At 38.1% G+C, this 15,721-nt stretch carries 14 protein-coding genes and 1 riboswitch; of the genes, 9 read left to right on the forward strand and 5 right to left on the reverse strand.

The features are described 5' to 3' along the window. From glnE to hldE, 3 genes are read left to right on the forward strand one after another with little or no spacing between them, the layout of a single operon-like run. Complete coding sequence (gene glnE, locus JEP40_RS09110) at window positions 1-2,841, forward strand: bifunctional [glutamate--ammonia ligase]-adenylyl-L-tyrosine phosphorylase/[glutamate--ammonia-ligase] adenylyltransferase (RefSeq protein WP_198623299.1); 2,841 nt, start codon at window positions 1-3, stop codon at window positions 2,839-2,841. Beyond that, on the forward strand, window positions 2,828-2,962 hold the full coding sequence (locus tag JEP40_RS19195; protein WP_269814763.1) for a hypothetical protein: 135 nt from the start codon (window positions 2,828-2,830) through the stop codon (window positions 2,960-2,962). Before glnE ends, JEP40_RS19195 begins: the two co-directional genes overlap by 14 nt. Further along, window positions 2,937-4,361 carry a bifunctional D-glycero-beta-D-manno-heptose-7-phosphate kinase/D-glycero-beta-D-manno-heptose 1-phosphate adenylyltransferase HldE gene (gene hldE, locus JEP40_RS09115; protein WP_198623300.1) on the forward strand — a complete coding sequence of 475 codons (1,425 nt, stop codon included), beginning with the start codon at window positions 2,937-2,939 and terminating at the stop codon, window positions 4,359-4,361. The genes JEP40_RS19195 and hldE overlap by 26 nt, the downstream gene beginning before the upstream one ends. Window positions 4,362-4,457: 96 nt before the next feature. Here the strand turns inward: hldE and JEP40_RS09120 are convergent, their stop codons facing one another. Continuing rightward, window positions 4,458-5,162 (reverse strand): GntR family transcriptional regulator, encoded by a 705-nt coding sequence (locus JEP40_RS09120; protein ID WP_198623301.1) that lies wholly within the window; start codon window positions 5,160-5,162, stop codon window positions 4,458-4,460. A gap of 301 nt (window positions 5,163-5,463) precedes the next feature. On the opposite strand from JEP40_RS09120, the gene JEP40_RS09125 reads away from it, so the two are divergent. Next, entirely contained in the window at window positions 5,464-7,092 is a 1,629-nt protein-coding gene (locus JEP40_RS09125; protein WP_198623302.1) for an alpha-glucoside-specific PTS transporter subunit IIBC, read from the forward strand. Then, complete coding sequence (locus JEP40_RS09130; protein WP_198623303.1) at window positions 7,092-8,414, forward strand: 6-phospho-alpha-glucosidase; 1,323 nt, start codon at window positions 7,092-7,094, stop codon at window positions 8,412-8,414. Before JEP40_RS09125 ends, JEP40_RS09130 begins: the two co-directional genes overlap by 1 nt. Before the next feature lie 102 nt (window positions 8,415-8,516). On the opposite strand, the gene ubiK is transcribed toward JEP40_RS09130, so the two are convergent. Continuing rightward, the gene (ubiK, locus tag JEP40_RS09135) at window positions 8,517-8,837 is read right to left on the reverse strand and encodes a ubiquinone biosynthesis accessory factor UbiK (protein WP_198623304.1); all 321 of its coding nucleotides are present in this window, start codon (window positions 8,835-8,837) and stop codon (window positions 8,517-8,519) included. Between the two features lie 202 nt (window positions 8,838-9,039). Further along, window positions 9,040-9,199, forward strand: a riboswitch (FMN riboswitch). 124 nt (window positions 9,200-9,323) lie between these two features. Between ubiK and ribB the strand changes: the two genes are divergently transcribed. The 4 genes from ribB (at window position 9,324) to JEP40_RS09155 (ending at window position 11,854) form a co-directional block, all read left to right on the forward strand. Next, complete coding sequence (gene ribB / locus JEP40_RS09140) at window positions 9,324-9,977, forward strand: 3,4-dihydroxy-2-butanone-4-phosphate synthase (protein WP_198623305.1); 654 nt, start codon at window positions 9,324-9,326, stop codon at window positions 9,975-9,977. A 176-nt stretch (window positions 9,978-10,153) separates the two neighbouring features. Next, window positions 10,154-10,939: a 4,5-DOPA dioxygenase extradiol gene (gene ygiD / locus JEP40_RS09145; protein ID WP_198623306.1), complete on the forward strand. Its 786-nt coding sequence runs from the start codon at window positions 10,154-10,156 to the stop codon at window positions 10,937-10,939. 343 nt (window positions 10,940-11,282) lie between these two features. Next, window positions 11,283-11,534 (forward strand): type II toxin-antitoxin system CcdA family antitoxin, encoded by a 252-nt coding sequence (locus tag JEP40_RS09150; protein ID WP_088494646.1) that lies wholly within the window; start codon window positions 11,283-11,285, stop codon window positions 11,532-11,534. Continuing rightward, complete coding sequence (locus tag JEP40_RS09155; protein WP_198623307.1) at window positions 11,534-11,854, forward strand: CcdB family protein; 321 nt, start codon at window positions 11,534-11,536, stop codon at window positions 11,852-11,854. Before JEP40_RS09150 ends, JEP40_RS09155 begins: the two co-directional genes overlap by 1 nt. A 99-nt stretch (window positions 11,855-11,953) precedes the next feature. Here JEP40_RS09155 and JEP40_RS09160 read toward each other — a convergent pair whose 3' ends face one another. The 3 genes from JEP40_RS09160 to tolC all read right to left on the reverse strand — a co-directional run bounded on the left by JEP40_RS09160 (window position 11,954) and on the right by tolC (window position 15,568). Continuing rightward, entirely contained in the window at window positions 11,954-13,117 is a 1,164-nt protein-coding gene (locus tag JEP40_RS09160; protein WP_198623308.1) for a glutathionylspermidine synthase family protein, read from the reverse strand. Between the two features lie 8 nt (window positions 13,118-13,125). Next, window positions 13,126-13,854 carry a DUF1190 family protein gene (locus tag JEP40_RS09165; protein ID WP_198623309.1) on the reverse strand — a complete coding sequence of 243 codons (729 nt, stop codon included), beginning with the start codon at window positions 13,852-13,854 and terminating at the stop codon, window positions 13,126-13,128. 319 nt (window positions 13,855-14,173) lie between these two features. Next, on the reverse strand, window positions 14,174-15,568 hold the full coding sequence (gene tolC / locus JEP40_RS09170; RefSeq protein ID WP_198623310.1) for an outer membrane channel protein TolC: 1,395 nt from the start codon (window positions 15,566-15,568) through the stop codon (window positions 14,174-14,176). Window positions 15,569-15,721 lie beyond the last annotated feature (153 nt).

Raw genomic sequence — 15,721 nt, forward strand, 5'->3', positions numbered from 1 at the left:
ATGTCTGTTATCAGTGTACTTCAATCATTGTGGGATAAAGCACAGTGTGGGTTTTCTTCTCAACTTAATGCGCTGGCGCCTTTTAGTGAGCAAGAACAACAATTTCTCGCATTTAGTCCTTTTGCAACCGAGCATTTTCGGGTTAATCCTCAATGGTTGACTGATATCAGGCAAAATCCCCCCACGGGTGCCGAATGGCAGAATTATGAAACTCAATTAACAGCAATGTTAGCTAATGTTGATAATGAAGATGGTGTTATGCGGATCTTACGTCAATTTCGCCATCAACAATTAGTGCGCATTGCGTGGTTACAATTTTTCCAATTAGGCGATATTCCTTGTGCGCTAAAACATTTAAGTGTACTGGCTGAAACCCTAATTTGTGTTGCAAGAGACGCGCTTTATCAGCAATGTTGCCAACAATGGGGAACACCTTGTGATAGTGAAGGTAAACCTCAACCATTGCTGATTTTAGGTATGGGAAAATTGGGCGGATTTGAACTTAATTTTTCCTCTGATATCGACTTAATTTTTGCTTATCCTGAAAATGGATTTACCCAAGGTGGGCGTCGAGAGCTTGATAATGCTCAGTTTTTTACACGATTAGGTCAAAAGCTGATTAAAGTACTGGATCAACACACTATTGATGGCTTTGTCTATCGTGTTGATATGCGATTGCGCCCATTTGGAGAAAGTGGCCCTTTGGTAATGAGTTTTGCAGCGCTTGAAGATTATTACCAAGAGCAAGGACGGGATTGGGAGCGCTATGCGATGATCAAGGCGCGTGTATTAGGGGCTGAAAAGAAAGCGTATTGCCAAGTTTTACGCCAAATGCTACGTCCTTTTGTTTATCGTCGCTATATTGATTTCAGTGTTATTCAATCGCTACGAAATATGAAGTCCATGATAAGTCGTGAAGTACGTCGCCGTAGCATGATTAATAACATAAAACTCGGTGCGGGTGGTATTCGTGAAATCGAATTTATTACACAAGTTTTTCAGTTAATTCGCGGTGGTAGAGAGCCTGATCTACAGAGTAATTCACTATTAACGGTTTTAAAGGCGATCACAACGCTTGAATTATTAACAGAAAAAGAAACAACACAATTAGCTGAAAGCTATCTCTTTCTTCGTCGATTAGAAAATTTATTACAATCCATTGGAGATCAGCAGACGCAAACCTTACCAGATAATGAAGAAGATAAAGCGCGGCTCACTTTTGCAATGGGATATGATAATTGGGAAACGCTTTATCAAGAAATTGACCACAAAATGCAGGCAGTATCTGTTATTTTCACGCAATTAATTGGTGAAGAAGATGAAAATGATGAAGACGAAGATATCTCTGAGTTTAAACGTCTCTGGTTACTTGGGCGTTTACCTGAAACCTCGTCATTATTTCATCAATCACTCACTGTTGAATCATTGGATGCGATTAATCAGACATTACAGCTATTTCGCCAAGACATCGGTAAGCGAACGATAGGGCCAAGAGGGCGAGATGTTCTTGATACATTAATGCCAAAGTTACTGGCTAAGATTTGCCAGCAACCTCAAACGCTAGTTACGTTACAACGAGTCACACCGTTACTATTAAGCATCGTTAGTCGTACAACCTATTTAGAGTTGATGCAAGAGTCTGATGAAGTTCTCACTCATGTCATACGATTATGTGCAGCTTCCCCGATGATCGCAGAACAGTTGGCACTTCATCCTTTACTGTTAGATGAATTACTTGATCCTAATTCACTCTATCAGCCACTACCTTTAGATGCATATCGTGATGAATTACATCAATATTTATTACGTATACCAGAAGAAGATGAAGAGCAACGACTAGAAGCTCTGCGCCAATTTAAACAAGCTCAACTGTTGCGCATTGCTGCGGAAGATATCACGGGCGTATTACCTGTGATGAAAGTTAGCGATCACTTAACGTACCTAGCGGAAGCCATCATTCATGCTGTTGTTCATCAAGCTTGGTCATATATGGTGAAGCGTTATGGTGAACCTGAACATTTAGTTAATCGTGATGGGCTAGGTTTTGCGGTGGTTGGATACGGCAAATTGGGAGGATGGGAATTAGGCTATAGCTCAGATTTGGACTTGGTATTTTTATTAGACTGTCCAATGAATATTATGACAACTGGAGCAAAACAGATTGATGCTCGTCAGTTTTACCTACGCCTAGCACAGCGTATTATCCATTTGTTCAGTACACGAACCTCCTCTGGCGTATTGTATGAAGTCGATGCGCGTTTACGTCCTTCCGGTGAATCAGGAATGTTAGTAAGTACGATCCAAGCTTTCGATGAATATCAGAAAAATGAAGCATGGACATGGGAACATCAAGCCTTAATTCGAGCCAGAATAATTTATGGTGATGAGCAGTTACAACAGATGTTTTCCCGTATTCGCCACGAAACATTGTGCCTTTCTCGTGATGCCAATGTATTACAACATGAAGTACGCGAAATGCGTAAAAAAATGGTGCAACATCTTGCACCAACACAGGCAGACAAGTTTGATTTAAAAAACTCATCAGGCGGTATTACAGATATTGAGTTTATCGCACAATATTTGGTATTACGTTTTTCTCATCAATATCCTGCATTAACGCGTTGGTCTGATAATGTGCGTATTTTTGAGTTAATGGCAAAATATCAAGTGATGGATGAAGAAGGAGCTCAGGCTTTGACGCATGCTTATGTCACATTACGTAATGAATTACACCATCTTGCGCTACAAGCGTTACCTGCGATTGTGGATAACAATTGTTTTATTGTAGAGCGAGAGCACGTATTAAAAAGCAAGCAAAAGTGGCTTGGTGAGCACGAATAAGGGTTTGTTAGCAGGAACGTTTATGAGTGTCTCTTTTTGCTTAACAAGTTATGGTATTATTTCGGCTTATTTTGAAAATAAATGTGGAGTATGGGATGAAAGTAACGCTGCCGGATTTTAACAAGGCCAATGTACTGGTTGTCGGTGACGTCATGTTAGACCGCTATTGGTATGGCCCCACAAGCCGTATTTCACCAGAAGCCCCAGTGCCAGTGGTCAAAGTAGATACCACAGAAGAGCGCCCCGGTGGTGCGGCAAACGTGGCAATGAATATTGCTTCACTCGGAGCTAATTCACGTTTAGTGGGTTTAACGGGTATTGATGAAGCCGCAAAAGCATTGAGTAATACATTAAATCAGGTCAATGTACGCTGTGATTTTGTCTCTGTTGCGACACACCCAACCATTACAAAATTACGTGTGCTTTCACGTAATCAACAATTAATTCGTCTTGATTTTGAAGAAGGGTTTAGCAATGTTGATCCTCAACCTATCTATGAACGTATTCAACAAGCGTTGCCTTCTATTGGCGCACTGATTTTATCAGATTACGCGAAAGGCGCACTTTCTCATGTTCAAGAAATGATCCAGTTGGCAAAGAAAGCGGGTGTTCCAGTATTAATCGATCCTAAAGGGTGTGACTTTGAGCGGTATCGTGGTGCAACGTTATTAACGCCGAATATGTCAGAATTTGAACAAGTTGTCGGCGCTTGTAAAACCGATGATGAGCTGGTGGAAAAAGGCACTCAATTAGTTCGAGATTTAGAACTTGATGCTTTACTGATCACACGTTCTGAACGTGGAATGAGCCTTATTCGAGCGAATGAAGCACCATTACATTTACCAACACAAGCCCAAGAAGTTTATGATGTTACTGGTGCAGGCGACACTGTAATAGGTGTATTAGCAACCTCTTTAGCTGCAGGTAAACCTCTAAGTGAAGCTTGTTTCCTTGCAAATGCGGCTGCAGGTGTTGTCGTGGGCAAATTAGGGACATCGACTGTATCACCTATTGAATTGGAAAATGCTATTCGTGGTCGTGCTGACAACGGTTTTGGTATGATGGATGAAGAACAATTAAAACAAGCCGTTGAATTAGCTCGTCAGCGCGGTGAGCGCATTGTGATGACTAATGGGTGTTTTGATATTCTTCACGCAGGCCATGTTAGTTATTTAGCGCATGCACGTAAACTAGGTGACCGCTTAATTGTCGCTGTTAATAGTGATGCATCGACTAAGCGATTAAAAGGTGAAACACGTCCTGTTAATCCATTAGAACAACGAATGACAGTGCTCGGTGCTTTAGGTGCAGTCGACTGGGTTGTTGCGTTTGAAGAAGATACACCACAGCGCTTAATTGCTTCTGTCTTACCGGATATTTTAGTTAAAGGCGGGGATTATAAACCTGAAGATATCGCGGGTAGTAAAGAAGTTTGGGCTGCAGGCGGTGAGGTAAAAGTGCTGAATTTTGAAGACGGCATTTCTACAACGAACATTATTAATGCGATTAAAAAGAAATAATGGCATTAATTAACTGCAAAAGGCACTCTTTGGAGTGCTTTTTTTATAATAAAAAATCCAACTACTATAAATTTTTAATGATATTTTTATTAATGATTATTGTTCTCTTTTTAAATGATACTCAACAATATAATCTTGAGTGTTTCTGTACATAATTGAATAATTAATATAATCCCCCTGAGTGCTATATGATAATGTGCTGAGTCTTAATATAGGAATGCTGGTTTCTATTTTTAATAATTGACAAATATTGTTGTCGGGCATAATAGGATGAAAAGTTTCATAACTTCCTGATATTTTTATTTGGCAAATATTTTCAATAAAATCAAATTTAGATCCTTCTAGATGTGTTAAGGTTAAATTACTAAAATATTTAACAGGCATGTAACTGTCTTCAACAATAAGAGGTTTATTATCAACATAACGTATTCTTCTTGAATAAAAAATGCGTTCATTTGAATTGATGCGTAATTTACTGGCTATAGATAAAGGACAGGGAATAACACGAAATTCTATGACTTCACTTTTTACATTGTGACCTGTATTTGCCATTAATTCGACAAAGCCTTTTAGGCTAGCATTTTCATGATGAACATCTTTTTCTTTAATATAAGTTCCAGAACCATGTTTTCGTTCTAATAATCCTGCGGTCACTAATAAATCTACTGCTTTACGTATTGTCATTCTCGATACGTTGTATTGTTGTGCTAATGATTTTTCTGCTGGTAAAGGGTCACCAATTTGATATCCCGCCGAATTTATTTGAATTCTTAGGCTTTTTGCAATGTCTTTGTAGATCACTTTTATACCTCTTTTTATTCTTAAAATTGGCTCTCTTTATTTAATTTATCTGAATCTAATCTTTTGATATATAGGATAATCATTTATACCTCTAAAATGTGAACGTTATCAAAAAATAAAAAGTGATCTGCTTTTTGACCAAAAATGAGATCACTTTGCTTGAAAGATTAGTATGAATCAGATCACGAATAACTCATTTTAGATGAGAGAATAAAGAAAAAAGAACTTAATCTGAATTTACAGAATAAAAATGAATTAAATAGCATATCGTTTCAGTAGCAGTAAATAAGAGGATATTTTTATGCTCAGTCAAATACAACGATTTGGTGGAGCCATGTTTACTCCTGTCCTGCTATTTCCATTTGCAGGTATTGTTGTAGGCATTGCCATTTTATTACAGAATCCATTATTTATTAGTGAAGATTTATTAAGACCCGATAGTTTATTTTCCCAAATTGTTCATATTATTGAAGAGGGGGGATGGACTGTTTTTCGTAATATGCCTCTTATTTTTGCAATTGGCTTACCAATAGGTTTAGCTAAAACTGCACAAGCAAGAGCTTGCCTTGCTGTAATGGTGAGTTTTCTTACATGGAATTATTTTATTAATGCAATGGGAATAGTTTGGGGCAGTTATTTTGGTGTGGACTTTACCAATGAGGTTGGTGGAAATAGTGGCCTAACAATGATAGCTGGAATTAAAACATTAGATACCAGTATTATTGGGGCAATTATTATTGCGGGTATAGTTACGGGTATTCATAATCGTTATTTTGATAAACAGCTTCCTGTTTTTTTAGGTATATTTCAAGGAACTTCTTATGTTGTATTAATTAGTTTCTTCGTCATGTTACCGTTAGCGTGGATAACATTATTTTTCTGGCCAAAAGTACAAGTTGGTATTCAATCTTTACAAGTATTTATGGTTGAATCAGGCTCTTTAGGTGTTTGGATATATACCTTTCTTGAACGTATTTTAATTCCTACTGGTCTACATCATTTTATTTATGGCCCGTTTATTTTTGGCCCAGCAGTCACTGAACATGGAATTCAAGTTGATTGGGCTCAAAATATGCAATATTTCAGTCAGAGCACTGAATCTTTAAAAGAGTTATTTCCAGAAGGTGGTTTTGCGTTACATGGTAATAGCAAAGTCTTTGGTTCTATTGGTATAGCACTTGCTCTTTATTTTACTGCTGCCCCTAAAAATAGAGCCAAAATTGCAGGTTTGCTTATACCCTCTGCATTGACCGCTGTATTCGTGGGAATAACAGAACCTTTAGAGTTCACATTCTTATTTATCTCTCCGTTATTGTTTGCCATTCATGCCGTGTTAGCTGCCACATTAGCGACAACGCTTTATCACTTTGGAGTTGTTGGAAATATGGGCGGAGGGATCATCGATAATTTCCTTCCTATGAATTGGATCCCAATGTTTCATAACCATTACGGAATGATTATTACACAAATAGTCATAGGCCTTATTTTTACAATGATTTGGTTTGTGGTGTTTAGAACATTAATTATCAAACTTAATTTAAAAACACCAGGTCGTGAAGAAGATGACGAAGAGATCAAGCTCTATAGCAAACAGGATTATAAAAATAAAAAGTCACAGGTTTCAGATAGCTCAAAAACAGCAAAAGAAGACAGCAAACTCGCATTTCCTAAAGGCATTCTTGAAGGCTTAGGGGGAAGTGCAAATATCAAATCTTTAAATAACTGCGCAACACGTTTACGTATTGAAGTGATGGATAACGAGATAGTTGAAACAGATGCCTATTTTAAAGAGCTCGGTGTACATGGTGTAGTGCGTAAAGGCCATGCATTACAAATTATTATCGGGCTACACGTCTCTCAAGTAAGAGACAAAATTGAACAACTTATGAAAGAAGATCCACAAAAAATCACCTTGTCGGAGGCTATATAATGAAGAAGTTCTCAGTCGTAATTGCAGGTGGCGGTAGTACATTTACACCCGGTATTATTTTGATGCTACTGGAAAATTTAAAACGTTTTCCATTAAGAGCCATCAAATTTTATGACAATGATGCCGAGAGGCAAGAAACCATTGCTAAAGCTTGTGAAATAATTCTTACTGAAAAAGCACCTGAAATTGAATTTTGCTATACCACAGATCCTAAAACTGCCTTTACAGATGTTGATTTTGTTATGGCTCACATTCGTGTTGGTAAATATCCAATGCGTGAAAAAGATGAAAAAATTCCTTTACGCCACGGTGTATTAGGGCAAGAAACCTGTGGGCCTGGTGGTATTGCTTATGGTATGCGTTCCATCGGTGGCGTATTAGAATTGGTTGAATATATGGAAAAATATTCACCAAATGCATGGATGTTAAATTATTCTAACCCTGCAGCGATTGTCGCCGAAGCTACTCGCCGCTTAAAGCCGAACGCAAAAATCTTAAATATTTGCGATATGCCAATTGGTATTGAATCACGTATGGCGCAAATTGCAGGATTAAAATCACGCAAGGAGATGCGTGTCCGCTATTACGGCTTAAATCACTTTGGCTGGTGGACGCAAGTTGAAGACTTACAAGGTAATGATTTACTGCCTATTATTCGTAAACATGTTGCTGAGCATGGGTATATTCCCAAAGTAGCAGGAGAGCCTGTTGAAGCAAGCTGGAATGATACCTTTGGTAAGGCTAAAGATGTTTGGGCGTTAGATCCAGCAACTATGCCAAATACTTACTTGAAGTATTATTTGTTCCCTGATTATGTCGTTGCACATTCTGATCCTCATCATACGCGCGCTAATGAAGTGATGGAGCATAGAGAAAAGAACGTTTTCAGCGCTTGTCGAGCGATTACAGCAGCTGGTAAATCATCAGCAGGTCATCTTGAAATAGATGAACATGCCTCTTACATTGTCGATCTTGCAACAGCTATCGCATTTAATACTCAAGAAAGAATGTTGCTAATCGTTCCTAACAACGGATCAATAATTAACTTTGATCCTGAAGCAATGGTTGAGATCCCTTGTATTGTCGGAAGTCATGGACCAGAGCCTTTAGTCATGGGCAAAATTCCATTATTCCAAAAAGGGATGATGAGTCAGCAAGTTGCCGTTGAAAAATTAGTGGTAGAAGCCTGGATTGAAAAATCCTATTTGAAACTGTGGCAAGCCATTACGATGTCTAAAACAGTGCCAAGTGCGACTATCGCAAAAGCAATTTTAGATGATTTAATTGAAGCGAATAAAGATTATTGGCCAGAGTTAAAATAGTGAGTAATTGATTTACCGCGCATAAAAAAATAACCCTGTGTCTGGGTAAGATACAGGGTTTTTACTTTATTAATAAAGAGAATAACTAATAAAGTAAATGGATTAAGCTTTATTTTCTGCTTGCTTTTCTACTGTAATTTCAACATCTTCAGCTTGAATAACTTCAGCTTGAGGTTTTGCAATCAGACCAGCTTCTAGCTCATTTAAACGATGTTCTAAGCGTGTTAGTTTTTCACGAGTACGTAATAAGACTTGAGTCTGTACATCAAACTCTTCGCGATTGACTAAATCCAACTTGTTTAATTGAGATTGCAGAACAGTGCGGATTTTTTTATCAATATCATCACCAAAATCTTTGATGCCTTGTGGCAGAACGTTTTGGATTTGGCGCGCGACTTGTTCAAGTTTTTTCGGGTCCAACATGGGAAGTCCTCACAAATAAAATAGAAAGCTGAGGCTAAGTGTAATATGAGGGCTAAGGGAATAAAACCAGATATCAGTATTATTGTTATTTTTTTATTATAAATCGTTAAATAACCGTATGTCATAAAGTGATTATGTGATTAAACAAGTATTGTCACGGATTGATGATTGCCTCTTATAATTTTAAAGCGTATAGTTTCTCCGTTAATCTCAGGGCGGGGTGAAAGTCCCCACCGGCGGTAGATACTTGAAAATCCAAGTAAAGCCCGCGAGCGCTTTGTGTTGCCATTGTAATGCAAAGGTCAGCAGATCCAGTGTGATTCTGGAGCCGACAGTTAAAGTCTGGATGGGAGAGAATAAAATAGCATCAGTAGGATCGTTGTATCCATTCCTGTTGTTTCTGCTTATATTTTTATTAAGCAGAGATCCACTCCTAAGACTGCCCTGGTTCTGGTAACTTTCATTAATTATTGAGGTTTTTTTACCATGAATCAGACGCTACTTTCCGAATTCGGTAATCCATTTGAGCGTGTTGAACTTGCTCTTGAAGCCCTTCGTGCTGGTAAAGGCGTGATGGTGCTCGACGACGAGGATCGCGAAAATGAAGGCGATATGGTTTTCGCAGCAGAAACGATGACCACAGAACAAATGGCGATGTCTATTCGTCATGGTAGTGGCATTGTGTGTTTATGCATTACAGAAGAACGCCGCCAGCAACTTGATTTGCCTATGATGGTGGAAAATAACACCAGTCATTTCCATACGGCATTTACAGTAACGATTGAAGCAGCACAAGGTGTAACAACAGGTGTTTCAGCATCTGATCGTTTAACCACAGTACGTGCAGCAGCAGCTGAAAATGCAAAACCAAGTGATTTAAATCGTCCAGGTCATGTATTCCCATTACGAGGTCAACCTGGTGGTGTATTGACTCGTGGTGGACACACAGAAGCATCGATTGATTTAGCAACATTAGCTGGTTTTAAACCTGTTGCAGTGTTATGCGAATTAACCAATGACGATGGCACAATGGCAAGAGCACCAGAAGTGATTACTTTTGCTAAAAAGCACAATATGCCTGTGCTAACTATTGAAGATTTAGTGGCTTATCGTCTTCGTGAGGAGAAAAAAGCTGGCTGAAATTAACATGTTATAATCGACACTGAAAACACACACACACTTATTTAAGCCACTTAAGGAAACTTAGGTGGCTTTTTTCATATTTTTTGAATAACTATTTCATACTTCTTTGACTATATTTCAAGTAAGAAGGCGCTATGCTAACGACATAAGATCACAAGCCATAAGAGGTGATTATGGACACAAAAATGATGCCAGCGCTGTTTATTGGACATGGTAGCCCAATGAATGTATTAGAAGACAATACATATACTCGCCTCTGGTCAAAATTAGGGGAAACGCTTCCTCAACCTAAAGCAATTTTAGTGATTTCTGCCCATTGGTATACCAATGGAACTTATGTAACGGCAATGTCGCAACCAAAGACAATTCATGATTTTTATGGGTTTCCAGCAGAATTATATGCAATAGAATACCCAGCGCGAGGCTCGATAGGTTTAGCTGCGCTGATTGAAGATCTTATTGATCCGATTAAATTAAAACTCGATATGGATCAATGGGGATTAGATCATGGAAGTTGGGGGATACTCGAAAAAATGTATCCCAATGCGAATATTCCTGTTGTTCAATTAAGTATTGATGCACACCGATCAGCACAATGGCATTATGAGTTAGGACAAAAGCTGGTTGAATTACGTAAAGAAGGCGTTTTAATTATTGGTAGCGGTAATATCGTTCATAATTTAAGAATGATGGACTGGCAAAATAGCGATGCGACACCTTATCCTTGGGCATTGGCTTTTAATGAGACAGTCGAAGATAGTTTACAAAGCGATAAAGTACCAGAAGCGTTATTTACGATTTTATCAACAGAAGAAGGGAGATTGTCACATCCTACTCCCGATCATTTTTTACCTGCTTTGTATCTATTAGGTTTAAAACAAGCGGGTGAAAAGGTAACAGTACTGAATAATGATATTGTGAATAAATCACTAAGCATGATGACGTTTCAAATTGGATAAAACTATCCAATAAAACTAATTGATAGAAGTGAAAGGCTAAATCCATTTTATGGAATTTGGCCTTTTTTATATTAAATATTAATGTATCGATTCATTATATTTCCCTCGTTATTAACCTTTCCAATTTTCTATATAGATATAATAAATGTTTTTAACCTTTTGTTTATATTGATTTTATTTTTATTTGGTGAAAATTTTGATAAACTTCATAGCTATTAGATGAATGCTTTTTATATTTCTCTAAATAAGTTAATTATGTTTTTTGAATATCTCCCAGTTTGATGTTGATAATTATCTGCTCTACACTTATGCACATAAATGATGCACATAAATGGAGCTTATAATGAAAACATTGACGATGAGTAAAAAAGATAAACGAGGAGTTAATGTGTATCTAACTGTAAAATTGGTGGATGAAGCGCGAGAGCTTGGAATTAATTTATCAGCAACACTTGATCAAATGTTATCTGATGCCATTCGTGAAAAAAAGCGGGAACAGTGGAAAGCTGAAAATAAAAATGGCATTCAAGCTCTTAATGAATTCGAACAGGAAATGGGGTTATTTACTGATGATGATGAATATGGGGTTATTTGATGTCTCAATACACAATATATCGTAATAAATCCCTTAAATCGAAAGACCAGTACCCTTATTTTATTGATATTCAAAATGAACTACTAAGTGATATTGATTCTCGGGTCATTATGCCGATTACTCAGTTATCACATAAGAACTCTCAAATAGAGATATTGGCACCCGTTATTGAAATAGATAATCAGAAATATGTTGTTATGACGAAATCTATAACAGCCGTAGCAAAGAGTAAGTTAAGAACAGTTGATATTGTGTGTGTTAGGCCTGAGATCCATACAGCAATAGTGTCTGCTATGGATATGATCATTTCTGGAATATAGTCTTATATTGAAATCATCAAAATAGAAAGCTATTTTGAATAAAAAAACACCTTACCGCTAACAAGCAATAAGGTGCTCAATATAATTTTAAGATTTCTATCAATCTAAAATAATATGCGGATAGAAGCGGGAGAGATCTTGAGTAATAAGCTCTTTATCTTCTCTGATGCATATACCCGCAGATTGGTCGTTAACCAGCCAGCTACCAATTAAGGTATAGCTATCACCAAACTTTGGTAACGGATGAAAATCTTGGACAATGAAACCTTCTTCACCGTAAGGGCCATCTGCGACAGCGATATCCTTACCGTTTTCAACAATACGAATATTTGCACCTTCGCGTGAAAACAGTGGCTTGATAACGTAACGTGATAATGAATCAGGTGCTTTGCCATCATAGAAATAAGCGGGTAGCAGATTAGGATGATTAGGGAACATTTCCCAAAGCATTGGTAATAAGGCTTTATTCGAGATAATGCTCTTCCAAGAAGGCTCTAACCAGCGAATACCAGCATCAGCCAGTTTAGTTGAGAAGTCTTCGCGGAACATAAATTCCCAAGGGTAAAGCTTAAACATATTGCTGATAATCTGATCTTGCAGATCAGTTAATTCACCACGCTCACCTAAACCCAGATCTTCAATAAAGACAAAGTCTGTCGTTACTTGAGCTTCTTCAGCACAATCTTGTAAATATTGAACTGTACCACGATCTTCTTCAGTATCTTGGCAACAAGACATATGCAGATAGCGCATTCCGTATTGATCACGAAGCTCAGCAAAGCGATCAATTAGCTTTTCTTGAATGCTATTAAATTGATCGGCATTTTGCGGTAAACGACCTGCATTGATTTGATCTTCAAGCCAGATCCATTGGAAAAAAGCAGATTCATATAGTGAGGTTGGAGTATCTGCATTATTTTCTAACAGTTTGGCTGGACTCTTACCGTCATAGGCTAAATCAAGACGTGAATAGAGTGAAGGTTGAGATGATTTCCAAGAGTCACGCACAAAATCCCAGCAGTGACGTGGGATTTGAAAACGTGTTAGCAATTCTTCACTGTTTGCCACTTTGTCAGCGACTTGTAAGCACATCTGATGAAGCTCTTCTGTGGTTTCTTCTAGAGTTTCAACTTCATCCATTGAGAATTGATAATAAGCATCTTCAGACCAATAAGGCTCGCCATACATGGTATGAAAGTTGAAGCCAAATTCAGTCGCTTTTTCACGCCAATCCGGGCGTTCAATAATATTTTCGCGTTTCATGGTGTTAATTAACCACCTGAACGGTAAGAAGATGAACCCGTTGAGCTACGGTTATTATTGGTTGCACTGGTACGTTGAGCCGCTGCTTGTCTTGACACCGTATTACCAAACCCACCACGAGTTACCGTTGAGGTTGTTGATGGTTTTGGAGTCATTGCTGTTTTTGGTACGTTCATTTGACGACCACCGACCGCAGGACCATAGTTACGGCCTGTCGCATCCACAAATTTACCATTTGCTGGACTTGTTGGATTACGAGAGCTAAACAGTGGTTGTGCTGGTGCGCCACCACCCATAAGGCGACCCATCATATAGCCAGCCATTAATGGCATAAAGAAGCTACCACCTGAGTTAGCTTGTGCCATTTGTGAGCTGTCTGGGTTTAGGTTATTAACATTTTCAGTACTAACAGGCTGTCCATCGATGGAAGCAGTTTGTGTACATTGAGCATCACCAAACTCAGCCACACAGTCTTCTAATGTGGCATATTTTGGCGCTGTACGCTGTGCCTCTTGTAATGCAGTACGATAAGAGTCTTCACACTGTGCTGCTTGTGACGGATTCGCTTGAGCACATTCTTGTGCGTTCATATACAGTGAAACTGTCTCGTCGCTCTCTTCACATCCTGAAAGCGCAAATACAGCAGTGATGGCGATTGCAACAGGCGCCAGACGATAAGGACGGAATGCTTTACGAAAAGCATCACGATTAATCGATTTGGTACGTTTCATTGGCATATTGGTAAGATCCATAAAAGGTAAAACGTTCAAAATAAAAGCTAGGATAGGTTAAATAGTCTAGAAAATAAATAAGAAATGCCTAATCATCAAGGATAAGCAGAAATTTGTGATCTTTATAAGGTTAAGAGTAATGAAATTAGGTAAATCCTCTCTTTTTAACCTAATTGTGATTAAGGCATTTGTTAATACAAGAATATAGATATTGTTGAGATCTTAATTTAATCCATAACACAATATTTTATTTGACGAGAAAGCATAAAAAAACCGCTTATCAGTATATCGCTGAAAGCGGTTTCTTATAAATGACTAATTATGCTTAAGGCGCGACGTTAAGTGCAGGGCTTGTTAACGGGCGAATAATATTATCTGGCGAAGTTGAAACTTCTTCTCCCAGTGCATTATTAAGCTGAATTAAATCATTCTCATTTAATGTACCACGTGCATATTCAATATTTAACTGGTTGATTAAATAGTCATAGCGTGCGTTTGATAATTTCTGTTTGGCATCGTAAAGCGTTGTTGTGGCATTTAACACATCAACGATAGTACGAGTACCCACTTGGTAGCCAGCTTCAGTTGCATCTAATGAACTTTGCGCAGAAACAACGACTTGTTGATACGCTTTGATGCTACTGATTGATGCAGAAATATTGTTATAAGAAGAACGCGCGATTTGGACAATAGAGCGATAAACCGACTCTAATTGTTCGCTTGCACTAGTAAAGCCATATTGTGCTTGTTCAACTTGTGAGTTTGTTCTGCCACCTGTATATAATGGAATTTTAACTGACAAACCAATGCTATTTTGGCCACTATAACTATTACGACTACTAACATCAGCTGATGGTAATGCACTACCATGATTATGGTTATTTGATACGCCAGTTGATGCATTTAAATCTACAGTTGGTAAGTGACCAGATTGTGCTAAACGAATATTTTCGCGAGCTAAATCTTGGCCTAAACGTGCACTCAATAAACTTAAGTTACGTTCTTCGGCATCTTTTAGTAGTTTCTCAATAGAATCTGGTGAGGTTGTTGAGAAACGACTGATGTTTAATGACGCCAAATTAATGTAATAGATACCACTGACTTGGCGCAGTTTTTCTAATGCGTTATCTAATTGGTTACGGCCAGCCACTTCTTGTGCCAGTACGCTATCATAATTTGCACGCGCATTTTGTACGTCAGTAATTGCCACTAAACCTACGTTAAAACGTTGAGTTGTTTGATCTAACTGGCGGTAAACTTGTTCTTTTTGCGCTTCAATAAATGATAATGAATCAATAGCGCGTAAAACATCAAAGTAAGCGGTGGCAGTATCTAAAATCAGTTTTTGCTGACTTGTTTGATAAGTAACATCGCTCATACCTGCTGTTTTTTCTTGTAGGTTTAACTGACGCCATAATGACATGTTAAACACACTTTGAGTCAGTGTTAAACTTGCACCGATAGAATTAGATTCGGTGTCTCTCGCATCGCGATAGCCACTTTTATAATCAGCAGATGCGCCTAATCCTAATTGGGGTAATAATGAGCCACGAGCTTCATTTATTTTTTCAAAAGCCTGATTTCTTTCAGCTAATGACTTGCGTAACTCAGGGTTACTGTCTTTTGCTTTTTGATAAACTTGAAGCAGATCCTCAGCCTGACTTGCAGTGCTGAATCCTGCCAAACTCATCGTGATCAAAAGAGAGAGCAGTTTTTTCATTTTAATTCCTTGTTGCAACAGTTTCGCTGAGTTGCCTCTGTTAATCTTGATTGGGGATAATTCTAGCAGATTGTTTCCCTAAGTAGGGGTAGCCATTTGTGCCATATCCTTTTATTTTAGATTAACTTTACATGAATTGTTGGCAAATTTCTT

The sequence above is a fragment of the Proteus vulgaris genome (genome assembly GCF_016239305.1).
GTDB classification, from domain to species: Bacteria; Pseudomonadota; Gammaproteobacteria; order Enterobacterales; family Enterobacteriaceae; genus Proteus; species Proteus vulgaris_C.